Source organism: Xanthomonas sp. LMG 12459, assembly GCF_009192905.1.
Classification (GTDB): domain Bacteria; phylum Pseudomonadota; class Gammaproteobacteria; order Xanthomonadales; family Xanthomonadaceae; genus Xanthomonas_A; species Xanthomonas_A sontii.
Genome location: NZ_NSGT01000080.1, coordinates 45,264 through 67,977, shown reverse-complemented (window position 1 = coordinate 67,977; position 22,714 = coordinate 45,264). Strand labels below are relative to the sequence as shown.

General features: G+C 68.1%; 23 protein-coding genes. 19 read left to right on the top strand and 4 right to left on the bottom strand.

The window, feature by feature from the left end; genetic code table 11:
* The first annotated feature begins 4 nt into the window (after positions 1-4).
* The 14 genes from CEK65_RS16460 (at position 5) to CEK65_RS16395 (ending at position 12,274) form a co-directional block, all read left to right on the top strand.
* On the top strand, positions 5-835 hold the full coding sequence (locus CEK65_RS16460) for a TadE family protein (protein WP_226975227.1): 831 nt from the start codon (positions 5-7) through the stop codon (positions 833-835).
* Complete coding sequence (locus tag CEK65_RS16455) at positions 832-1,524, top strand: hypothetical protein (protein WP_226980614.1); 693 nt, start codon at positions 832-834, stop codon at positions 1,522-1,524. The genes CEK65_RS16460 and CEK65_RS16455 overlap by 4 nt, the downstream gene beginning before the upstream one ends.
* A complete protein-coding gene (locus tag CEK65_RS16450; RefSeq protein WP_152182378.1) occupies positions 1,521-1,730 on the top strand; it encodes a hypothetical protein in 210 nt (69 codons plus the stop codon). Before CEK65_RS16455 ends, CEK65_RS16450 begins: the two co-directional genes overlap by 4 nt.
* Positions 1,731-1,751: 21 nt before the next feature.
* Complete coding sequence (gene cpaB, locus CEK65_RS16445) at positions 1,752-2,585, top strand: Flp pilus assembly protein CpaB (protein WP_152182377.1); 834 nt, start codon at positions 1,752-1,754, stop codon at positions 2,583-2,585.
* A gap of 206 nt (positions 2,586-2,791) precedes the next feature.
* Entirely contained in the window at positions 2,792-4,168 is a 1,377-nt protein-coding gene (locus tag CEK65_RS16440) for a pilus assembly protein N-terminal domain-containing protein (protein WP_152182376.1), read from the top strand.
* Positions 4,169-4,198: 30 nt separating this feature from the next.
* Positions 4,199-5,923, top strand: coding sequence for an ATPase, T2SS/T4P/T4SS family (locus CEK65_RS16435; protein ID WP_193314817.1), 1,725 nt, complete (start codon positions 4,199-4,201; stop codon positions 5,921-5,923).
* A complete protein-coding gene (locus tag CEK65_RS16430) occupies positions 5,923-6,771 on the top strand; it encodes a type II secretion system F family protein (protein WP_152182375.1) in 849 nt (282 codons plus the stop codon). The genes CEK65_RS16435 and CEK65_RS16430 overlap by 1 nt, the downstream gene beginning before the upstream one ends.
* Positions 6,768-7,658 carry a type II secretion system F family protein gene (locus CEK65_RS16425; protein WP_152182374.1) on the top strand — a complete coding sequence of 297 codons (891 nt, stop codon included), beginning with the start codon at positions 6,768-6,770 and terminating at the stop codon, positions 7,656-7,658. The genes CEK65_RS16430 and CEK65_RS16425 overlap by 4 nt, the downstream gene beginning before the upstream one ends.
* Positions 7,655-8,041, top strand: coding sequence for a DUF192 domain-containing protein (locus tag CEK65_RS16420; RefSeq protein WP_152182373.1), 387 nt, complete (start codon positions 7,655-7,657; stop codon positions 8,039-8,041). The genes CEK65_RS16425 and CEK65_RS16420 overlap by 4 nt, the downstream gene beginning before the upstream one ends.
* Positions 8,038-8,706 (top strand): TadE family protein, encoded by a 669-nt coding sequence (locus CEK65_RS16415; RefSeq protein ID WP_152182372.1) that lies wholly within the window; start codon positions 8,038-8,040, stop codon positions 8,704-8,706. Before CEK65_RS16420 ends, CEK65_RS16415 begins: the two co-directional genes overlap by 4 nt.
* A gap of 98 nt (positions 8,707-8,804) precedes the next feature.
* Positions 8,805-9,314 (top strand): hypothetical protein, encoded by a 510-nt coding sequence (locus CEK65_RS16410; protein ID WP_226975225.1) that lies wholly within the window; start codon positions 8,805-8,807, stop codon positions 9,312-9,314.
* 36 nt (positions 9,315-9,350) lie between these two features.
* Positions 9,351-10,475, top strand: a complete 1,125-nt coding sequence (locus CEK65_RS16405; RefSeq protein ID WP_226980613.1) for an OmpA family protein — start codon at positions 9,351-9,353, stop codon at positions 10,473-10,475.
* 168 nt (positions 10,476-10,643) lie between these two features.
* On the top strand, positions 10,644-11,588 hold the full coding sequence (gene panE / locus CEK65_RS16400) for a 2-dehydropantoate 2-reductase (RefSeq protein WP_152182370.1): 945 nt from the start codon (positions 10,644-10,646) through the stop codon (positions 11,586-11,588).
* Between the two features lie 182 nt (positions 11,589-11,770).
* Complete coding sequence (locus tag CEK65_RS16395; protein WP_010340560.1) at positions 11,771-12,274, top strand: hypothetical protein; 504 nt, start codon at positions 11,771-11,773, stop codon at positions 12,272-12,274.
* A gap of 332 nt (positions 12,275-12,606) precedes the next feature.
* Here the strand turns inward: CEK65_RS16395 and CEK65_RS16390 are convergent, their stop codons facing one another.
* Complete coding sequence (locus CEK65_RS16390; protein ID WP_152182369.1) at positions 12,607-13,404, bottom strand: TatD family hydrolase; 798 nt, start codon at positions 13,402-13,404, stop codon at positions 12,607-12,609.
* A gap of 97 nt (positions 13,405-13,501) precedes the next feature.
* On the opposite strand from CEK65_RS16390, the gene hrpB reads away from it, so the two are divergent.
* Together hrpB and CEK65_RS16375 are read left to right on the top strand one after the other, a co-directional pair.
* The gene (gene hrpB / locus CEK65_RS16380; RefSeq protein WP_226980612.1) at positions 13,502-16,123 is read left to right on the top strand and encodes an ATP-dependent helicase HrpB; all 2,622 of its coding nucleotides are present in this window, start codon (positions 13,502-13,504) and stop codon (positions 16,121-16,123) included.
* A gap of 115 nt (positions 16,124-16,238) precedes the next feature.
* On the top strand, positions 16,239-16,649 hold the full coding sequence (locus tag CEK65_RS16375; RefSeq protein ID WP_017908157.1) for a hypothetical protein: 411 nt from the start codon (positions 16,239-16,241) through the stop codon (positions 16,647-16,649).
* 129 nt (positions 16,650-16,778) lie between these two features.
* Here CEK65_RS16375 and CEK65_RS16370 read toward each other — a convergent pair whose 3' ends face one another.
* Positions 16,779-17,315, bottom strand: a complete 537-nt coding sequence (locus CEK65_RS16370) for a pseudouridine synthase (RefSeq protein WP_043094173.1) — start codon at positions 17,313-17,315, stop codon at positions 16,779-16,781.
* A gap of 85 nt (positions 17,316-17,400) precedes the next feature.
* Positions 17,401-18,258: a class I SAM-dependent methyltransferase gene (locus CEK65_RS16365; protein WP_152182368.1), complete on the bottom strand. Its 858-nt coding sequence runs from the start codon at positions 18,256-18,258 to the stop codon at positions 17,401-17,403.
* A 175-nt stretch (positions 18,259-18,433) separates the two neighbouring features.
* Between CEK65_RS16365 and CEK65_RS16360 the strand changes: the two genes are divergently transcribed.
* The 3 genes from CEK65_RS16360 (at position 18,434) to CEK65_RS16350 (ending at position 21,507) form a co-directional block, all read left to right on the top strand.
* On the top strand, positions 18,434-19,393 hold the full coding sequence (locus tag CEK65_RS16360; RefSeq protein ID WP_152182367.1) for an aldo/keto reductase: 960 nt from the start codon (positions 18,434-18,436) through the stop codon (positions 19,391-19,393).
* Positions 19,390-20,427, top strand: a complete 1,038-nt coding sequence (locus CEK65_RS16355) for an NADP-dependent oxidoreductase (RefSeq protein ID WP_152182366.1) — start codon at positions 19,390-19,392, stop codon at positions 20,425-20,427. The genes CEK65_RS16360 and CEK65_RS16355 overlap by 4 nt, the downstream gene beginning before the upstream one ends.
* A gap of 210 nt (positions 20,428-20,637) precedes the next feature.
* Positions 20,638-21,507, top strand: a complete 870-nt coding sequence (locus tag CEK65_RS16350; protein WP_152182365.1) for an IclR family transcriptional regulator C-terminal domain-containing protein — start codon at positions 20,638-20,640, stop codon at positions 21,505-21,507.
* Here CEK65_RS16350 and CEK65_RS16345 read toward each other — a convergent pair.
* Positions 21,401-22,705, bottom strand: coding sequence for an MFS transporter (locus CEK65_RS16345; RefSeq protein WP_226980611.1), 1,305 nt, complete (start codon positions 22,703-22,705; stop codon positions 21,401-21,403). The two genes, CEK65_RS16350 and CEK65_RS16345, sit on opposite strands and share 107 nt — an antisense overlap.
* Positions 22,706-22,714 lie beyond the last annotated feature (9 nt).

Below are 22,714 nucleotides of genomic sequence, written 5' to 3'. Positions count from 1 at the left end.
CAGGATGAAGACGACGCTCTTTGCACCAGCGCGCAGGATGCGCGGACAGGGGATGGTGGAGCTGGCGGTCTGTGCCGCCGTGCTGGTGCCGCTGTTTCTGCTGATCCCGGTCGTCGCCAAGTTGGGACACAGCAAGCAGATGGCGATGCAGGCGGCCCGCAATGCAGCCTGGGAAGCGAGCGTGGCCAGAAATTACCAGCCACCCAGCCGTGCAGCTCTACAGAGCAAGGCATTGGACCGCAATTTCGCCGACGCCGATGCGCCGATCACCAGTCGTGCGTCCGGTGTCAGCGGCGGGTCCTTCTCCGACCAGATGCTCAATACCTTCTCGAACCAGAAGCTGCTGGAAAAGCGCGACCTGTCGATCACGCGTACAGCCAACAAGGGCTCGCCCGGCTACGTCGACGACGCAGCCAATGTGCTGCCGAAGAACTATTTCGACAACGCCTTCCCGCCAAATAGGAACGGCTACGTCACGGCGGAAGTGACGCTGAACTATCGCGATCTGAAAACCACAGATGGTCGACCCGCGCGCTACCTCGAACCGTTGGACAACCTCAACCTGGTCGATAAGCGTCATCAGACCCTGCTGACCGATGCCTGGAATGCCTCTGGCCCACGCAGCGGTGCGCGCAGCGTCATTGCCACCGTCCGACCGTTGGCGCCGGCCTCCTACTTCCAGGGCCTGGATCCCCTCATCGATACGCTGAAGCCATTGAAGCCGATTCTGCCGATGGTGGGTTCTCTCGGCGATCTGGAGATTGGCACCATCGAACCGGATGTCGTTCCTGCCGACAAGCTGGCCGACTACCCGCTGAAGCCGAGTAAGCCATGAACGCAGGGGTCTCCCACCGCATGCTTGCTGGCGGACTCTACGCACTCCTGTCCGGTTTTGTTGCGGAACCGGCGCATGCGCTGGACTGGCCGGAAGTGCCGGTCCCCGATCAGGCCACGGGCGAGATCGTGTCCGATCACATGCTCTACAACGGCATTGCGATGCGCGCCAGCCGCTTTCGCGTCGCCCAGTCACCGCAACAGATCGAGCAGTTCTACCGCAAGCAATGGGGCAACACCGTGGTGGCCACGCCGATGGGCAACAAGACCGTGCTTGGACACATGACCAGGGACGGCTACTACATCACGGTGGAGTTGAGTGGAGACACCACGCGCACACAGGGGCAGATCGGGGTGATGGAACTGCCAAAAAAAGATCTCCCCGCCGATGGGGTCGGCAAGGGCTTCGGCCGACTGCCCGACACCCAGGTCGCCGAGGACATCGTCTACATGGACACCCCGCGTCATGTCAGGACGTTGAGCATGCTCAACCAGTACACACCGCTGCAAAACCAGCAGTACTACTCACGGTACTTCGCCGGGCAGGGCTATGCCCGCGACGACTCGTCATCGGCGTGTACGGCAAGCAGTCCGCATTGCGTTTCCCGCTTCACCCGGCGGGACGAGCGCGTCACCGTCACCTCGAGCCGGGAAAAGACCGGCACCGTGATCGTGGCGGTGGTCGAATGAACGCGCCTCCGCTGCTCGGCCGACGCCTGCAGCGCGGCCAGTCCACGATCGAATATACCGTGGTCGTCATGGCGCTAGTGATCGTGCTGATCGCCAAGCCCGACGTGATCACCGAGGTGGTGACAGCCCTGAAAGATCTCTATGCCGCCTTCGTCTACGCCATCTCGGCGTCCGACGTGCTGGTTGATTCCCTTCCTTCGCGATGACCTGCCGACGGCGCATCTTCAATGCAGAAACCCAAACTCAGCAAGAACGTTCTTTTCATCCTGATCGCAGTGGTCATGGCCGGCCTTGCGGCCTTCATCGCGGTCAGCTACATCCGCACCACAGTCGCCGAACGCACTCAGGACAACCGGCCGATGGTCGACGTCGCGGTGCCGGTGAACGATCTGCCGCAGGGTGCCATCCTGCAAGGCGGCGATCTGGCCCTGCGTACGATCCCGGCCGAATTCGCGCCGGCCGATGCAGTCACGCCTGACAACCACACCCAGTTCGAAGGCAGGATGCTGCGCGCACCAGCACGCGGCGGTGCGCCCTTGAGCGCCAGCGCCCTGGTTCCGCTATACGACCAGTTCTCGCGGCTGATTCCCAAAGGCAAGGTTGCCTACACGATGAGTGTCGACGAGAACAATTCGATTTCGGGCATGATCGCGCCGGGCGACATGATCGACATCTTCTTCGTCAAGGACGCCACCACAGGGGGCAACGGTGGCCAGGGCACGGGCGCGCAGGTGTTCCCGCTGCTGCAGAAGATCAAGGTGCTGGCGGCCGGCAGCCGCATCGGCGAGGCACAGGCTCCGAAGGAAGGTGAGGAAGCGAACACGTCTGCCGGTTTCTCCAGCGTCACCCTGGAGCTGGATCAATACCAGGCCAAGCAGCTGGCCGTTGCGTCCAAGGTTGGGGCCGTGCGCGTGCTGCTGCGCGAGATCAAAGACACATCGCCAGGCGCGGCAACGGGTATGAGCGAGAGTCAATTGTTGCGGTCGCTGGGATCAGGCGATTCGGCGAACACGGGCAGCGGAAGCAGCCGCGTTGAGTTCATCATTGGCGGAAAGGGTTAAGCATGACGCAAGCAACACGTTGCAGGAGCAAGGCCGGAACATCGGCGCCATGGTTGGCCGGCTTGCTGCTGGCAGGCATTGGGGGATGGAACGCATCGGCACAACAGACCCCACCCCCTGCCGCTGCGGCAAGGCCGGCCGCGCAGGCCGCTGTGCCAGCGGCCGGGCAGCCAGCGGAAGCTCCATCGGCGGAACAGGCGCGGCTGATGGCTCAAGGGCGTCAGGTCGACCAGTTCAAGCAGTCGGTCGAATCGCAGATCCAGGAACTGGGCAACAGCGGCTCATCATCGGGCGGCGGCGGCGCCCTGGCAGGCGACAAGAAACCCTCCGTCGCTCCGCTGATCCAGTCCTCGCAAAGCATCTATGCCGGCGAAGCGGTGGTGCGGCGCGTACCCGGGGCCTTGCGCCGCATCGCGGTCGGCGACGGCGACGTGCTAAGCGTTTTCTCGGTTGGAAAATCCGAACTTGTCATGATCGGGACCAAGCCCGGCGACACCAACGTGCACCTGTGGATGGCCGACGGCAGCCAGCGCGACGTCAACGTGACGGTGAGCGGCAGCAAGTCCGAGGGCGCTGCGGACACCGTGCGCGAGCTGTTGGGCAATACACCGGGCCTCGCCGTGCGGGCCATCGGCGCCAACGTGGTGATTTCCGGCAACGATGTCGACGCCGCGACCACGGCAAAGATCCAGGCGCTGCAGAAGATCTATCCGCAGGTGCTGAACTTCGCCGGCGCCGACCCGGTGGGCATGCGGCCGATGGTGCAGATGGATGTGTCGATCATGGAGTTCAACAAGAACTCGGTCGAAGATCTGGGCATCCGCTGGGACAGCACCATCGATGGTCCGATCGGCGGCCTGATCCGCGACGTGACCACGAACAATTACTTCCGCGTGCTGCCGCAGAACAACCAGACCTTCCAGGACATCAAGGATCAGCTGCCTACCAAGCTGCCCGGGCCGCAGGGTTACTTCGGCATTGCCACCACCATCGCCTCGAAGATCAACCTGCTGATGAGCCGCGGCAAGGCGTGGGTGCTGGCGCAGCCCAAGCTGAGCGCCAAGAGCGGCAGCAACGCGACCTTCCTGGTCGGTGGCGAAGTGCCGATCGTGGTGCCGTCGATCCTCGGCCAGACCCAGATCGAGTACAAGGAATACGGCATCCGCCTCAACATCAACCCGACGGTCAACTCGTCCAATCAGGTGAATACCTCGATCATGGCCGAGGTCAGCCGGATCGATCCGTCGGTGTCGGTGCAGGGCGTTCCCGGCTTCCTGACCCGGCGCGTGGAGACCGAGCTGAACGTCAATGCCGGCCAGACCATCGTCATCTCCGGTCTGCTCGATCGGGAAGCCTCCAAGGCCGTGGACAAGCTGCCGCTGCTGGGCGACATCCCGATCCTCGGCAAACTGTTCCGCTCCGATGGCTTCCGCGGCAACAAGACCGAACTGGTGATCTTCGTGACCCCGCGCATCGTCAGCCCGACCTCGCCGGAGAACCTGCAGGATCTGCAGCGTGCCGAAGGTATCGAGAAGGAGCTGCAGAACGAAATCAGTCCGCGGCAAGACAAGTTGATCAAGTAACCCACCCCACGGAGCGCAAGGTTCACCGCCATGTTCACAGTGCTGATCAATACGCCAGGAGGCGACACGCGCCAGGTCAAGTGCATGCACCGCGAGTGCGGCATCGGCCGTGCCGATGCCAATCTGGTGATGCTGCAGGGCTGGAACATCGCCGGCAAGCACGCCACCCTGCTGCGCGAGGACGAGGGCGTGTTCATCCTGCCGCTGGGCGGGCGCGAGCCAATCACGCTCAACGGCAAGGTGGTGCTGGCCAAGCAGGGGCCGATCGACGGCAAGGACGAGATCCGCATCGGCCAGTACATGCTGAAGGTCAGCGGCGACGATGCACGCATCGTCCGACAGACGCCCGCCGCCAACGACGGCGCGGCAGTCAGGGCCTCAGAAGCGCCCGCAGCAGCAACCGACGCAACGCCCGAGCGCAAGCCGGCCGCACCCGCCGCGACCGACATGGTGGTGGCCGGGCCGCCGCCGTCGGATATCGCCACCTGGCGTACCAAGTTGCACATGGCGCTGGTACGGCAGATGGACCTGCGACGCATGGACGTGCGCAGCATGGACGACAGCGCGCTGCGCGACAGCACCATCAACCTGATCGACGACATCCTCAAGCGCGAGTTCAGCGATCTGCCGGCCGACATCAGCCCGCGCAGACTGGCCAAGCAGGTGCTGGACGAGGCGATCGGACTGGGGCCGCTGGAAGACCTGATCGACGATCCGACCGTCACCGAAATCATGGTCAATTCGCACGACGACATCTTCATCGAGCGTGCCGGGCGCATCCAGAAGTCCGAGGTGGTGTTCTCCAACGAACGTGCCTGCCTGGCCGCGATCGAACGCATCGTTACGCCCCTGGGGCGGCGTATCGACGAAAGTTCGCCGCTGGTCGACGCGCGCCTCAAGGACGGCTCCCGCGTCAACGCGGTGATCCCGCCGGTGGCCCTGCGCGGACCGAGCATCAGCATCCGCAAGTTCGCTACACGCCGCCTGATGGGCGAGGATCTGCTCAAGTTCGGCTCGCTGAATCAGGCGATGCTGGACTTCCTGATCATGGCCGTACGCGAGCGCCGCAACATCGTGGTGTCCGGCGGTACCGGCTCGGGCAAGACCACCCTGCTGAACATCCTGTCGAACTTCATCCCGGACGGCGACCGCGTGGTCACCATCGAGGATGCGGCGGAACTGAAACTGGTTCAACCCAACCTGGTGGCGCTGGAAGCCCGCCCGCCCAACATGGAGGGCAAGGGCCAGATCACCATCCGCGACCTGGTCAAGAACGCGCTGCGCATGCGTCCGGATCGCATCGTGGTCGGCGAGTGCCGCGGCGGCGAATGCCTGGACATGCTGCAGGCGATGAACACCGGCCACGAAGGCTCGCTGACCACCGCGCATGCCAACAATCCGCGCGAGACGCTCTCGCGCCTGGAGGTGATGGTGATGATGGCCGGCATGGAGCTGCCGATGACGGTGGTGCGCGAGCAGATCGCGTCGGCGGTCAACCTGATCGTGCACCAGCGCCGCTACCCCTGCGGCTCGCGCAAGGTCAGCCACATCACCGAAATCACCGGCATCGAAAGCGGCACCATCCAGATGCAGGACCTGTTCCTGTTCAAGCCCACCACCTACCACGGCCCCGACGGCAAGGTCGCCGGCAACTTCGTCGCGACTGGCGCCGTGCCCGAGTTCTACGAGGAACTCGCCGAACGCGGCGTGTCGGTGGATCTGGGCATCTTCCGCAACCAGGGAAGCGCACGCTGATGGCACTGTGGCTGATCGCCTTGCTGGTGTTCGCCGGGACCGTGACGGCCTTCCTGCTGATCGCGCGCTCCAGCGAGCAGTTCCTGAAGCGCTACCGCGAAAGCTTCATGGATCAGGCCCGCATGAACCTGGCGGACATGTTCCTGTTCCTGGATCCGGCCCAGGTCTACATGATCAGCGCCGTGGTGATGGTTGTCATTCCACTGATCATCTGGATGCTGACCGGCAGCCTGATCATTGCGGTGCTGGTCGGCATCTTCCTGCTCTTTGCGCCGCGCAAGATCTACGCCTTCCTGCGCAAGCGCCGGCTGGAGCAGATACAGGAACAACTTCCCGACGCGCTGCAGATGCTGTCCAGCAGTCTGCGCGCCGGCGTCGGCTTCGCGCCGGCGATGGAAGTACTGGTTCATGACGGTCAACCGCCACTGGCGCAGGAACTGGCGCTGGTGCTGCGTGAGCAACACATGGGCCTTCGCGCCGAAGAGGCGATGGAAAACTTCAGCAAGCGCGTCCCCATCACCGATGCCGAGTTGTTCGTCTCGGCGGTCAACATTTCGCGCGAGGTCGGCGGCAATCTGGCGGAGACCTTGGCGACCCTGGCCGAGACGCTGCGCCGGCGACTGACCATGGAGAAGAAGGTGAAAGCGCTGACCGCGCAGGGCCGCCTGCAGGGCATCGTCATGGCGATGCTGCCGGTGTTCCTGATCGGCTATCTCAGCCTGATGTACAGCGAAACCATGCAGCCGATGTTCCATAGCTGGCATGGCTGGTTGGTGATCACCATCTGCCTGGTCATGGAGTATCTGGGCTACCGCCTCTGCAAGAAGATCATGACGATCGACGTATGACCTGGATGCTCGCCCTCGTCGCGCTTCTTGCCGCCGGCGCCGTGGCGCTGGTGGTCATCGGCACGCGCGGGGTGATCCGCGAAGTCGAGCTGGAAGACCGTACCTACTACGACCCGCTGCCGCGACTGATGCAGTTGATGTGGCCGCTGGTGACGGTACTGACCCGGCGCATCGCCCCGCGCCTGAGTGTGGCGCAACTGGAACAGACCCACCGCCAGTTGCAGGCGGCCGGCCAGGACTACACGCTGACGCCGGAAGAGTTCTATGGTTTGCGCATGGCCAGTGCGCTGGTGGTGATCGCCTTCTTCCTGCTGTGCACCGGCATGCTCGGCCACCTGGGCATCGGCTCGGGCCTGATGTGCCTGCTGTTCGGCGGCGTGCTGGGCTGGCTGTATCCCGCGTTGTGGCTGGGCGAGCGGCGCAAGGTGCGACAAAAGACCGTGGTGCGCGACCTGCCGGTCTACCTGGATTTCATCACCATGTCGGTCGAGGCCGGCCTGAACGTCACCGGCGGCATCGAGCAGGCGGTCGCCAAGGGACCGTCCGGTGCGCTGTCGCAGGAGTTCTCGCGCATGCTGCGCGACCTGCGCGCCGGTCTGCCTCGCGCCGAGGCGCTGCGGCGCATGGCCGAGCGCATGGACATCGCGCAGATCACCAGCTTCACCAGCGCGCTGATCCAGGCCGACAAGGTCGGCGCCAACCTCAGCGACACCTTGCGCGCACAGGCCAACCAGCGCCGCGAGGAGCGCTTCCTGCGCGCCGAGAAGCTGGCGCTGGAAGCACCGGTGAAGATGATGCTGCCGCTGGTGATGTTCTTCTTCCCGCTGATCTTCCTGTTCCTGGGCTACTTCATCTACTTGAAGATGCTGCAGGAGGGCATCCTGTGAAGCGCGGATGCATCGAGCGCAGCGCCGGCATCCCGATCCCGCAGGTGTGGGCGGCGGATACCTGGTGGTCGCGCGCACGCGGGCTGCTGGCGCGCCCGGCATTGGCCACGGACGGCTCGGAGGCCTTGCTGATCCGCCCCTGCGCCAGCGTGCATACCATCGGCATGGGCTATCCGCTGGATCTGGTGTTCCTGGGCCACGACGATGCGGTGCTGGAATGGCGCGAGAACGTCAAGCCGTATCGCACGGCACTGTGCCGACGCGCCGCGGCGACCATCGAGTTCCATGGCGGTGCGCTGGACCGCCTGCAACCACAACGCGGCGAACACTGGCACTGGCGCGCCACCGCGCCGACGCCTTCCTCTAGCGGAGCCATGTCATGAAAGCACGCGTCCGCGCCCTGCGCAGCCGCTCGTCGATGCGCGGCCAATCCATGGTGGAACTGGTGATCATCACGCCGGTGCTGCTGTTCCTGTTGCTCGCCGTCATCCAGGCGGTGCTGCTGTACCGCATGAAGTCCACGCTCGATTACGCCGCGCTGATGGCGGCGCGCGCGGGTGCGGTCAGCGGGGTGGATCGCATGGAGATGCGCAAGGGCTTCGCCAAGGGCATGATGCCGCTGTATGCCCACGACACCGGCCAGGCTGCGGTCGAGATGGCGTACGCCAAGGCCTTCGCCGACCTCACCCTGCACGGCCGCATCACCGTCATCAATCCCACGCGCGCCGCGTGGAGCAACTTCCGCGAACGCCAGTACAACGGCCAGTACGCGTTGCCCAACGACACGCTCGCCTACCGCAGCGACGCGGTCGGCAGCAGTGGTGTCAATGTGCAGGACGCGAACATCCTCAAGATCAAGGTGGTCTACGACGCGCCCTTGGTCGTTCCCTTCGTCGGCTGGGTACTTGGCGGGAAGTCGCAGTACCTGAAGGCCGGCACGTTCGAATCCTCTCCGCTGCAGCCACTCACCAATCGCCTGTCCATCGAAAGCTACGCCATCGTACGCATGCAGTCGCCCATCTACACGCAGGGCAACCTGGACAAGTGATGCATCGGTGCGCACTGCTGGCTTGCGCTGCGGTACTGTGCCAGGCCGCTCTCGGCGAGGTACACGCCGAAGACGCTGCATTCTCTGGCGTCGCCCAGGTGACGACCAACGAGCTCGGCGGCCTGAGCCGGATCCAGCCGCGCGGCGCGGCGCAGCCGGCGATGGTGTTCTTTCGCGACGACGCGTTGCGGATCCAGTTCCAAGATGCCAGCGGTCGGTCGTATGCGCTGATCCTGGCGAAAGATGCACCCACCGGTTGGATCGTCGGCCAGCAGGGCGGCGCGATGCCCGTTCCCGGGATGCGCTGGCCGCTACGCTTCGATCCGGAGCACCCCTGCGCGGGTCTTGGCATGTTCGCCGATTGCCAGCGTGGCGACAGCGGCCTGCGCGCGGGCCGCGACGCGGTGCAATGGCGGTACCGCCTGGCCAACCCGGATGGGCCCGGCAGGACCCGGCAAGGCACGATGTGGCTGGACCGCGAGACCGGCCTGGTGCTCGCCTATCGCGGCAAGACCGGGCTGGAACAGCAACAGCAATGGGACATCCAACGCGTCGACTACGGCCCGCAGCCGGATGCGCTGTTCCAGCCACCCGACCTGACGCACTGATCGCGCTTCTGCTGCGACTCAAACCTGTGTCGCCCATTGTTGGTCGACGCGGGTTCATGGTTCTGCAGCAAGATCGGCCGATCGCGCCGTTACACTAGTTTGGTTCGTCCCCCGACAAGGAGTATCTCTGTGAAAAGAGCAGTAGCGGCGACGTTGGCCCTGGCCGTCATCGCAAGTCTGAGCGCCTGCAAGAAGCACGAGCAAGCCGCACATCCCGACGATCAGGCGACGGCCCCCGCGGCGACCGCCAGCGGCGCGCAGGAAACTCCCGCGGCCCAGTCCCCCGCCAGTACGGCATTCGATCCTGCCAGCCTGCCGGTGTCCGACGTCCCACTGGGAGATTTCCCCTACATCGCGCTGCCCACCGGCTATGTCACCGGCAGCACGCCGGACGTCGCGGACTTCGACCAGGTGCCGTTCTGGACCGGCGATCGCCTGCAGCCGGTCGAGGGCAAGGTCTGGTCGGCGCACATCGATGCGGCACAGGGCAAGACCTTCTCCGATCTGGAACTGGAACGCAATATCGAATCCGTTGTCACCGCACTCGGCGGCAAGAAGATCTTCGACGGCAAGCTCCCTGAAGCGGCCACGCAGAAAATCAAAGAGTGGCCACGCAATATCGCAAGCAAGTACAACAGCGGCCTTGGCGATGTCTGGAACAACCCGGCACAGGTCTTCGTCGTGCATCGCGCCGACCGCGATATCTGGATTCACCTGTGCAGCTACCAGTTCGGTGGCGGCCTGCTGATCGCCGAGACCAAGCCGCTGCAGGTCACCGCCAGCCTGCTGCCGGCCAGCGAACTGAAGACGCAGATCGACAAGACCGGCAAGGTCGCGCTGCACGTCAACTTCGCCACCGACAAGACCGACATCCTGCCCGATTCGCAGCCGCAGATCGCGCAGGTCGTGCAGTTGCTCAAGCAGGACGCCGCGTTGAAGCTGGCCGTCAACGGCTATACCGACGGCACCGGCGATGCGGCGCACAACAAGACCCTGTCGGAGGGACGCGCCAAGGCGGTGGTCGCCGCGCTGATCGCTCAGGGCATCGAGGCATCACGCCTGACCGCAGCCGGCTTCGGCGACGCCGACCCGGTGGCGGACAATGCGACCGAGCAGGGCAAATCGCAGAACCGCCGCGTCGAGCTGGTGAAGAAGAGCTGAGCCGCACCGGGTACCGCTGCATGCGGTCACCCTGATGCGTGCGGGTCGCGGTGCGGCGCAACGGCATGGCCGATTGCGCCGCATCGTCGACAGGACCGCACGCGCGCCCGCTTGCCGGCATGCGTTCCCGCAATCGGATGCCTTCCACTCCATGGCGATCCACGTCTCATGCGTATCCTGATTCTCGGAGCCGGCGCGACCGGCGGTTATTTCGGCGGACGCCTGGCCCAGGCCGGCGTCGATGTCAGCTTTCTGGTGCGACCACCACGGGCCGCACGCCTGCAACGCGATGGGTTGCGCATCCGCAGCCCGCGCGGCGACGCGGCGATCGCGGTGAGCACGCTCACCGCCGAGACGCTGCACAGCGCGGCACAGGCGCGGCCGTTCGATCTGGTGCTGCTGAGCTGCAAGGCCTACGACCTGGAAAGTTCGCTGGACGCGGTGGCGCCGGCGGTCCACGACGGCACCAGCGTGCTGCCGATCCTTAACGGCCTGCGCCACTACCGGGCGCTGGATGCGCGCTTCGGTGTGGAGCGGGTCATCGGTGGGCTGTGTTTCATCAGCGCGGTGCTGGATGCCGACGGCGCGATCCAGCATCTGGCCAAGCCGGCCTCGCTGACCTTCGGCGAGCGCGACGGCCGCGGTGCCGACAGCGCGCGCGTGTGCGCCCTGGCCGAGGCCTGCGCGCAGGCCGACGTGGACCATCTGGCCACGCCGCGGATCGCGCAAGAGCAATGGATCAAGTACACCTTCCTCACCGCGCTGGCCGCGGCCACCTGCCTGATGCGTGCGCCGATCGGGCGTATCGTCGCCAGCGACGAGGGGGTGACGCTGGTGCGCGGCCTGTATGCCGAGTGCACGGCGGTGGCCGCGGCGGCCGGCGAACCGGTGCCGGAGGCAGCGGAGGCCAGCGCGCTGCAATTGCTGACCCAGCCGGGTTCGCCGATGAAGGCCTCGATGCTGCGCGACCTGGAAGCCGGGCAACGGGTGGAAGCGCAGCAGATCGTCGGCGACATGCTGCTCCGCGCGCGTACCGCCGGGCATGCGGCACCGCTGCTGATGGCCGCCTACTGCCACCTGCAGGCGTACCAGGCCGGTCTGCCCGCGCGCTGAGGTTTGCCGCGGAAAGCCGGTGCCGCGCGCAGCGCACCCCTGTCTTGCGCACGCCCGCCACGGTGCTCCGGGCAATGCCGTATCCGCGCCGTCCCAAGGGCGGCGCTGCATCTTCGCGCGCCGCTGACGCGCCTGGCGCCTATGCTCGCCCACCATACAGGGGGCAAGCGACGGGCACGTGCATGGAAAAACTGTTCCGCGGCGGGCATTTCCTCATCATCCTGCTGTTCCTGCTGTGCGCGGCCGGGCTGATCTGCATGGCCGTGCTCGAGCTATGGCATGGCCTGACCCCGGGCGGCGAATTGGTGGTGCGCGACCGCTTCAATGTGGTGCTGGAAGCGATCGGGCTGCTCACCGTAGCGCTGGTGACCCTGGAACTGGGCCAGACCATCTACGAGGAGGAGGTGCAGCGCGACGTCAAGGTCAGTGGTCCGACCCGGGTGCGTCGCTACCTGTCGCGGTTCTTCGTGGTCATCGTCATCGCCCTGGCGATCGAGACCCTGGTATCGATCTTCGAACTGATGCACGACGATCCGTCCAAGCTGCCCTACGCGTCTGCCGTGGGCCTGTGCGCGGCGCTGCTGCTGGTCGCCTGGGGCGTGTTCGTCAAGCTCAACCGCAGTGCCGAGGAACTGGAGCCGGAAGCCATGGCGGAAGCCAAGCGCGAGGACGCGCAGGTCGATTGAGAGGCGGTAGTGCCGCCAATGGCGTTACCTGCGCAGCAGCGGCTTCACCCGCGACGAATGCAGACTAAAGCCGACTGACACCGTCACGCGTCGGGACTGAAGTCCCTCCCACAAGAAAATGCCATCCCACTCCGTCCAGGATCTCCACCGGCGCATCGGCCGGCACGGTCGCGCAGAGGATCGGCATGGCCACCGGACCATCGGCAACGACGGGTTGACCGGTCGCGGCTGAAGCCGCTCCCACAAAAGACGCGTACAGCCAAGCGCGCTTTTACGGATCCCCAATCCCCAATCACGAATCCCCAAACACGAAACCCGCCGCGCCAACGTACTCAGCCCGGCATCGGCAAGCGGAAAAACGTCCGCGCGGCCGCGGTGCTGGCGGCGGCGACCGTCGCCACATCTTCGCCGCGGTCGCGTGCCAGCTCCTCGACGATGTGCGCCAGGAACGCCGGTTCGTTGCGGCGGTCCTTCGGCGTCGGCTTGAGCGTGCGCGGCAGCAGGTACGGTGCATCGGTCTCGATCATCAGCCGCTCGGCGGGAACGTACTTCACCAGCTCGCGCAGATGCGCGCCGCGGCGCTCGTCGCACAGCCAGCCGGTGATGCCGATGTACCAGTCGCGATCCAGGTAGTCGAACAGTTCCTCGCGGCTGCCGGTGAAGCAATGCACCACCGCCGGGCCGAGCGTGCCGTCGAACTGGCGCATCAGCGCCATGAAGTCGGCATGGGCGTCGCGCTGGTGCAGGAACAGCGGCTTGCCGGTGTCCACCGCCAGTTGCAGTTGCCGCTCGAACGCGCGGTGCTGCGCCGGCCGCGGGGAGAAACCGCGGAAGTAGTCCAGGCCGCACTCGCCCACCGCCACCACTTCGGCATGCGCATGCAGCGCGCGCAGTTCGGCGTCGCACTCGGCGGTGTACTCCACTGCGTGGTGGGGATGCACGCCGGCGGTGGCGTACAACACGCCCGGATGCTGCTGCGCCAGTTGCAGCGCCAGCGGCGAGTGCTCGCGGCTGGCGCCGGTGACCACCAGTTGCGCGACGCCGGCGGCGCGGGCGCGCTGCAGCACGGCGTCGCGGTCGCGGTCGAAGGACTCGTGGGTGAGGTTGGCGCCGATGTCGATCAGGGTCATGCGGTTGCGCGGGAATCAGCTGGGACAGCGGCCAATTGTACGGGCCATGCGCCCACCGCCGCTCCCCGGCGGCGCGGCGGCACCGTATCCTTTGCCGATGACGTCCGCCGTGTTTCCGATCGATCCGCTGCTGCCGCAACTGCGCGACAGCCTCGCCGCCCATCCGCGCCTGGTGCTGGAAGCCCCGCCCGGCGCCGGCAAGACCACCCAGGTGCCGCCGGCGCTGCTCGACGCGCCCTGGCTGCAGGGCCGGCGCATCGTGATGCTGGAGCCGCGCCGGGTCGCCGCGCGCAGCGCCGCCGCCTTCATGGCCCGGCAGCGCGGCGAGACGCCGGGCGAAACCGTGGGCTACCGCATCCGCTTCGAGAACAAGGTGTCCGCGCGTACCCGCATCGAGGTGGTCACCGAGGGCATCCTGACCCGCATGCTGCAGGACGACCCGATGCTTGAGGGCGTCGGCGCGCTGCTGTTCGACGAGTTCCACGAGCGCCACCTGGCCGCAGACCTGGGCCTGGCGCTGGCCCTGGACGTGCAGGCGCAGGTGCGCGAAGACCTGCGCATCGTGGTGATGTCGGCCACGCTGGACGGCGAGCGGCTGGCGCAGTTCCTCGACGCGCCGCGACTGTCCAGCGCCGGGCGCAGCTTCCCGGTGGAGATCGCGCACTTTCCCGCGCGGCGCGAGGAATCGCTGGAGGCGCAGACCCGGCGCGCGGTCGAGCACGCGCTGCAGCAGCACCCGGGCGACGTGCTGGTGTTCCTGCCCGGGCAGCGCGAGATCGGGCGGGTACAGGCGGCGCTGGAAGCGGCGGGGGTTGGCGGTGGTGCGGCGGGTGTTGCTCCAGCAGGTGCCGCGTCCGGCTCTACCCCAGCCGGCACCGCCTCCGGCGTACCCTCATCCGGCGCTGCGCGCCACCTTCTCCCGGGGGGAGAAGGTGGCGGAGTGGAGGTCCTGCCGCTGCATGGCGAGTTGCCGGTGGAGCAGCAGACCAAGGTGTTGCAGCCGGATCCGCAGGGGCGGCGGCGCGTGGTGCTGGCGACCAACGTCGCCGAGTCCTCGGTGACGCTGCCCGGGGTGCGCGTGGTGATCGACGCCGGGCTGGCGCGGGAGCCGCACTACGATCCCAACAGCGGCTTCTCGCGGCTGGACGTGACCGCCATCGCCCAGGCCTCGGCCGATCAGCGCGCCGGCCGCGCTGGCCGTGTCGCCAGCGGCTGGGCCTACCGGCTGTGGCCGCAATCGCAACGCCTGGAGGCGCAACGCCGCGCCGAGATCCTGCAGGTGGAACTGGCCGGGCTGGCGCTGGAACTGGCCGCTTGGGGCAGCGATGGGCTGCGCTTCGTCGATCCGCCACCGCCCGGCGCGCTGGCCGCCGCCCGCGAGCTGCTGCAGCGGCTGGGCGCGCTCGGTCCGAACGGGACCATCACCGCCAGCGGCCGGCGCATGCTCGCGCTGGGCACGCATCCGCGACTGGCGGCGATGCTCCTAGCCGCTGGCGATGCGCGCGCACATGCACTGGCCTGCGACCTCGCCGCGCTGATCGAAGCGCGCGATCCGCTACGCCAGGGCGGCGATGCGCTGGCCGCGCGCTGGCGCGCCCTGGCCGCATTTCGCCGCGGCCGCGTGCCGCACGACGCCAACCGCGGCGCGCTGGCGGCGATCGATGCCGCCGCCAAGCAGTGGCGACGGCGCCTGCGCAGCGACGCCGCCGCGCCGGACAGCGTGGAGGCGCACGAACTCGGCGATCTGCTGGCGCACGCCTTTCCCGACCGCGTCGGCACGCGTCACCCCAGCGATCCGCTGCGCTACCAGCTGGCCAATGGCCGCAGCGTGCGCTTGTTCGACAACAGCGACCTGCGCGGCGAGCCCTGGCTGGTCGCCACCGAGCTGCGCCACGAGGCCAAGGACGCGTTGCTGCTGCGCGCCGCACCGGTGGACGAGCGCTACCTGCGCGCGCAGTTTCCGCAGCGCTTCGCACAGGAAGACGTGGTGCGTTGGGACCCGGAACGGCGCGCGCTCACGGCGCTGCGCGAAACTCGTTTCGATCGCATCGTGCTCGACAGCCGCCCCGCCGGCCGGGTCGAGCCGGCGCAGGCAGCCGCGGCGCTGACCGACGCGGTGCGCGAATTGGGGCTGCAGACGCTGCCCTGGAGCGAGAACCTGTCGCAATGGCGCGCACGGGTGGCGGGACTGCGCCAGTGGATGCCGGAACTGGAGCTGCCGGACCTGGGCGATGCCGCGCTGCTGGCCAGCCTCGACGACTGGCTGCGCCCGGCCTTCGCCGGCAAGACCCGGCTCGATGCGCTGAGCGAGGACGAGCTGGGCGAGGCGCTGAAGGCGCGGCTGCCGTGGGACCGCCGCCAGGCCATCGACCGCCATGCCCCGGTGCGCATCGCGGTGCCCTCAGGCATGGAACGGCGCATCGACTACAGCCTGGACCATGCCGGGCAGCCGCAGCCGCCGGTGCTGGCGGTCAAGCTGCAGGAACTGTTCGGCCTGGCCGACACCCCGCGCATCGCCGACGGCCGCGTGCCGCTGCTGCTGCACCTGCTCTCCCCCGGCGGGCGGCCGCTGCAGGTCACCCAGGACCTGCGCAACTTCTGGTCCAGCACCTATCCGGAAGTGAAGAAGGAAATGAAGGGTCGCTACCCGCGCCACCCGTGGCCGGACGACCCCTGGACCGCCACCGCCAGCCATCGCGCCAAGCCGCGTGGCACCTAGCGGGTCTGGCGCACCGCATTCAGCGGGCAGACGAATCCGCGGCGCTGCGCTAACGCCCCGTATACGGTACGAGGGCGACACTGCAGCCCTTCATTCCTGCCAGTAGGGGACGCCCATGAGCAAGCTGACCATCATCACCGATCGCGCCCTGGATCTCGCCAGCCACGCCGGCGACAGCCTCAAGCACTTCGGCCCGCAGGCGAACAAGTGGCTGCAGTCGGGCAAGGCGATGGGCGCGCTCAAGGCGGGCGCAGCGATGGGTGCAGTGAAGACCGGCTCCAAGGTCGCGCGCACCGCCGTGCGCCGCAACCCGGCCATCGCGATCGCCGCTGCCGCCGTGGGTGTGGGTCTGCTCGGCTACGCCATCTACCGCAAGCGCCAGCGCGACAAGGGCGCGCCGATCGAAGGCAATGCGCAGCGCATCGAAGCGGCCAACAAGCGCGGCAACGTGGGTGCGCGCCGCAGCGCCGCCAGCACCCGCGGCACGCGCCGCAATGCCGCAGCGCAGGACGCCACCGAAGAGTGAGATCCGCGCACTGCCGCTGACGGCAGCTGCCGCATGAAACGCAGCGACCGGGAGACATCCCGGTCGCTTTTTTTATGGTTCGCCGCGCCTCTGCTTTTCCAACGTACGCGTCATTCGGCACAACACGCACTACAGCGCGCGCCAGGCCCCCGGCGCCAACCCGTCCAGGCGGTGCGCGCCCATCGCCGCACGCACCAGGCGCAGGGTCGGCAGGCCGACCGCGGCAGTCATCCGCCGCACCTGGCGATTGCGGCCTTCGCGCAGCACGATCTGCAACCAGGCATCGGGCACGCTCTTGCGGAAGCGCACCGGGGGATCGCGCGGCCACAGCGATGGCGGCGCGTCCAGCAACGTCACCTCGGCCCGCGCGGTCGGGCCATCGTTCAACAGCACGCCGTCGCGCAGGCGCTGCACCTGCTCCGGTTGCGGCGCGCCTTCCACCTGCACCCAGTAGGTCTTGGGCTGCTTGTGCCGCGGATCGGTCAGACGGTGCGCCAATGCGCCATCGTCGGTCAGCAGCAGCAGGCCCTCGCTGTCATAGTCCAGGCGCCCGGCCGCGTACACGTCGGCGGGCAGGCCGAACTCGGCCAGGGTGCGCCGCGGTGGCGTGCTGCGGTCGGTGAACTGGCACAGCACGTTGAAGGGCTTGTTGAAGGCGATCAGCATCGACGGGAACGGCGGCGGGCCTGCGCCGCACGGCGCGGCGCAGGCATTGTCCCATGCGTCCGCGCCGCGCCGCTCGTGCGCCGGCTCAGCGCTTGACGAACTTTAAGGTCATCCGGTCGCTCTCGCCGATCGCCTGGTACTTGGCGTCGTCGGCGGCCTCGTGCTGGTTGCTCGGCGGCAGTGTCCATACGCCGCCCGGATAATCCTTGGTGTCGCGCGGATTGGCGTTGAGCTCGCTCTTGCCGGCCAGCTTGAAACCGGCCGCCTCGGCCATGGCGATCACCTGCGCCTGACCGACATAGCCGCTCTTGTCGTCGGCCGGCACGTCGGCCTTGGCGCGGTGCTCGACCACGCCGAGCACGCCGCCGGGCTTGAGCACGTTGTAGAAGCCCTTGAACATGCCCTCGGCCTGGCCGGCCATGCGCCAGTTGTGCACGTTGCGGAAGGTCAGCACCAGATCGGCCGAGCCGGGCGGGCCGAACACCGGTGCGTTCGGCGCATACGCGACGATGCGCGCGTGGTCGTACTGCGCCGGCGCCGCGGCGAACTTCTGCTCCAGGCCGGCGCGCGCCTTCTGCTGGTAGTCGCGGCCGCGCCCTTCCGGCACGGCGGCCGGATCCACCACCGCAGCGATGTACTGGCCGTGCTCGCGCAGGTACGGCGCCAGGATCTCCGCGTACCAGCCGCCGCCCGGGGTGACCTCGATCACCGTCTGGGTCGGCTTGATGCCAAAGAACGCCAGGGTCTGGCCGGGATGGCGATAAGCGTCGCGGGCGACGTTGGCGCGGTCGCGCCAGCTGCCGTTGATCGCCGCCTGCAGGGACGCGTCCGGCGCCGGCAGGGTCGCGGTGTCGGCAGGCTTGATCGCCTGCGCGGCAGGGGCGAGCAAGGCGGTGGCGACGGCCAGAGTACAGGCGCAGGCGAGCGAGGTTCGAAGCGTCATGGCAGGCATCCGCAAGAGGAGGTGGGGCGAGCCTAGCATGCGGCCCGACAAGCCCGAATGTTGCGCTCCCGTTAGCGCGAATCACGCCGGCGGAACGCTGTTTTCGCGAGCATTGGCCGATCCTTCGACACCCGGCGACTATCCTGTCGCCTTTCCCCACAGTGGAGCGTTTTCCATGCTGCACACGCGCGAACTCGGCCGCTCCGGCCTGCATGCGGCACCGCTGGCGTTCGGCGGCAACGTGTTCGGCTGGAGCGCCGACGCCAAGACCTCCTTCGCCTTGCTCGATGCCTTCGTCGAGGCCGGCTGCAATCTCGTCGACACCGCCGACATCTACTCGGCCTGGGTCCCCGGCAATCGCGGCGGCGAATCGGAAACGCTGATCGGACAATGGCTCAAGCGCAGCGGCAAGCGCGACAAGGTGCTGATCGCGACCAAGGTCGGCAAGTGGGCCGAACGCCCGGGCCTGTCGGCCGACACCATCGCCGCCGCCGCGGAGGACTCGCTGCAGCGCCTGCAGACCGACGTCATCGATCTGTACCAGGCGCACGCAGACGACGATTCGGTGCCGCTGGAAGCCACGCTGGCCGCGTTCGGGCGGCTGATCGAACAGGGCAAGGTGCGCGCCATCGGTGCTTCCAACTACAGTGCCGCGCGCCTGCGCGAGGCGCTGAACGTCTCCGCGCAGTACGGCCTGCCCCGCTACGAAACGCTGCAGCCGGAGTACAACCTGTACGACCGCGCCGGCTACGAGGCCGAGCTGGAGCCGCTGGTGCACGAACAGGGCCTGGGCGTGCTGTGCTACTACGCGCTGGCCAGCGGCTTCCTCAGCGGCAAGTACCGTCGCGCCGAAGACGCGGGCAAGAGCCAGGCACGCGGCGCCAGCGTGGTCGCGCGCTATCTCAACGCGCGCGGCCTGCGCATCCTCGCCGCGCTCGACGACATCGCCGGCAAGCATGCCGCCACGCCCACGCAGGTGGCGCTGGCCTGGTTGATGGCGCGGCCCGGCATCGTCGCGCCGATCGCCAGCGCGACCAGCCTGGAGCAACTGCAGGACTTGCTCGCCGCCGCGCGCCTGCAGCTGTCGGCCGAGGACATCGCGCAACTGAATACCGCAAGCGAGGAAACCGCATGACCGTCCCCACCCACACCACCCGCATCGTCCTGGCCTCGCGTCCGCAGGGCGCGCCGGACACCGACAACTTCCGCACCGAACAGGCGCCGCTCGAAGCGCCGGGCACCGGCCAGGTGCTGCTGCGCAACCGCTGGCTGTCGCTGGACCCGTACATGCGCGGGCGCATGAGCGATGCGCCGTCCTACGCGCCGCCGGTGCAACTGGGCGAGACCATGGTCGGCAGCACCGTGGCCGAGGTGCTGCAATCCAATTCCCCCGACCACGCACCAGGCGATCTGGTGCTGGTGCAGAACGGCGGCTGGCAGACCCATCTGGTCGTCGACGGCGCCAGCCTGCGGCGCAAGCTCGACCCCAACTCGCCGCTGCCGCCGAGCACCGCGCTGGGCGTGTACGGCATGCCCGGCTTCACCGCCTACGCCGGCCTGCACGAGATCGGCAAGCCGCAGCCGGGCGAGACCGTGGCGGTCGCCGCGGCCACCGGTCCGGTCGGCGCCACCGTGGCGCAGATCGCCAAACTGCGCGGGGCCAAGGTCATCGCCATCGCCGGCGGCGCGGAAAAATGCCGCTACCTGCACGAGGAACTGGGCGTGGACGTGGCACTGGACCACCGCGCCAAGGACTTTGCCGAGCAGTTGCGCGCCGCCGCGACCGACGGCATCGACGTGTACTTCGAAAACGTCGGCGGCCACGTGTTCGATGCGGTGCTGCCGCTGCTCAACGATTTCGCGCGGGTGCCGGTGTGCGGCACCATCGCCACCTACAACGCCAACGGCGCCTTGCCACCGGGGCCGGATCGGATGCCGGCACTGATGGGCCAGGTGCTGCGCCAGCGCCTGACCCTGCGCGGCTTCATCGTCGGCGACTTCGTCAAGCTGTACCCGGAGTTCCTGCGCGAGATGGGCGCCTGGCTGGCCGACGGCCGCGTACGCTATCGCGAGCACGTGGTGGACGGTCTGGAAAACGCGCCGCAGGCCTTCATCGACATGCTGAGCGGCGGCAACTTCGGCAAGCTGGTGGTGCGGCTGGGCGACTGAGGCCAGGGGCCGAAACCCGAACCCCTCGTAGGAGCGGCTTCAGCCGCGATCGGGCGTTCCCGGGAACGCCCGGTCGCGGCTGAAGCCGCTCCTACAGACAGCCTGACAGATGGCGAGGCACGCTAGGTTGTGGTGCGCATGCACGCCACGGCATCGACGCCCGCGGATGCAGCCACTACCATCGGACGCATCGCCGCCGCCGCCGCTTCCATGTCCGAGTCCCCGCGTCCCCCTCGCGCACGCCGCACCGCGCGTGCCGCCACCGCCCCTACCCCGCCCGAGCGCGGCCTGGCCGCGGAACTGATGCGGCGCATCGGCGAATGCGAAGGCGACCCGAACTTCATGACCTCGCTGGCGCGTGGCCTGGCCGTGCTCAGCGCCTTCGGCCAGCACAGCCGCGACGTCAGCATGGCCCAGCTCAGCGCCGATACCGGCATCCCGCGCGCGGCGGTGCGGCGCGTGCTGTACACGCTGGAGAAGCTCGGCTACGCCGGCACCCACGGCCGCGGCTACGTGCTGCTGCCGCGCGCGCTGGGCATCGGCAGCGGCTACCTGTCCACCGCCGCGCTGTCGGTGGCGGCGCAACCGGTGCTGGACGCGCTGCGCGACACCCTGCACGAGTCCTGCTCGCTGGGCGTGCTCGACGGCGACGACCTGCTGTACGTGGCGCGTGCGGAAACCGTGCGGATCATGTCGATCGGCCTGCGCGCCGGCAGCCGCCTGCCGGCGTACTGCACCTCGATGGGCCGGGTGTTGCTGGCGGCGCAGCCGGGCGACACCTTGAACAGTTATCTGGAGCGCAATCCGCTGCGTCCACGCACCGAGCGCACCGTCACCGATCGCGCGCAGTTCCAGGCACTGCTCGAGCGCGTGCAGCGCGACGGCTACGCGGTGGTGGACCAGGAACTGGAGATCGGCCTGCGTTCGGTGGCGGTGCCGGTGCGCAACCGCCAGGAGCGCGTGGTCGCCGCGCTCAACGTCGGCAGCTCGGTGGCGCGGATGACCCTGGGCAGCCTGCAGAGCACGGTGCTGCCGGCGCTGCGGCATGCGGCGCAGCAGTTGAGTCGGGTGCTGGACTGAGCACCGCCGACGCCGCGCCGACCCGCCGCGTCGCCCACCAGAACAGCAACGCCAGCAGACTGACCGCCGCCCCCAAGCGACACACGCCGGCCCACCCGGCCTGCGCGTAGGTCGCGGTCGTCGCGATCGCGCCCAGTCCGCTGCCCGCCGCATAGAACAGCATGTACAGGCCGATCAGCCTGCCGTGCGCCTGCGGCCGGCTGCGCAGGATCATGCTCTGGCTGGTGACGTGCAGCGCCTGCCCGGCCAGGTCGAGCAGGACGATTCCCAGCACCAGTGCGGCGAGCGACTGCGGCAGCCACGACAACGGCCACCACGCCAGTACCAACATCACCAGCGCCGCGGCGCTGGTGCGCTGGGCATGGCCGCGGTCGGCCCAGTGCCCGGCGCGTGCGGCCGCCAGCGCACCGACCGCGCCGACCAGGCCAAAGGCGCCGATGGCAAGGTGCGAGAACGCATGGGGCGGCGCGCGCAGCGGCAGCACCAGCGCGCTCCAGAAGATGTTGAACGCCGCGAACATCAGCAGCGCGAGTACGCCGCGGACCTGCAGCACCCGCTCCTGCCGCAACAGCGTCAGCATGGACATGATCAGACGCGGATAGGGCAACGGCTGAGGCGGCACCGGCAGTGCCGGCAACCAGCGCCACAGCGGCAACGCGAGCGCCAGCATCAGCACCGCGGCGCCCGCATAGACCCCGCGCCAGCCGGCCAGCTCGCTGACCCCGCCGGCAAACACCCGCGCCAGCAACAGGCCGATGAACACCCCGCCCTGCGCCGCACCGACCACCCGCCCCTGCTCCTGCGGCGCCGCGGCGCTGGCGGCGTAGGCGATCAGGCCCTGGGTCATCGCCGTGCCCAGCATGCCGACAGCGAGCATGCCGGCCAGCAACACCGGCGCCGACCGCGCCACGCTCACCACGAGCAGCGCCGCGACCAGCCCCAGCGCCTGCACCGCCATCAGGCGACGACGCTCCACCAGGTCACCCAGCGGCACCAGCAACAGCAAGGCCAGCGCGCAACCGACCTGGGCGGCGCTGACCACGCCGCCCACCGCCGCCGGGCGAATGCCGAAATCCGCTGCCAGCGCATCCAGCAGCGGCTGCGCGTAATAGACGTTGGCCACGCTCAGGCCGCTGGCGATGGCGAACAGCCAGACCAGGCGACGCGGCATGGCGGGCGCAGCGCTGACGGAGTGCATGATCGACGG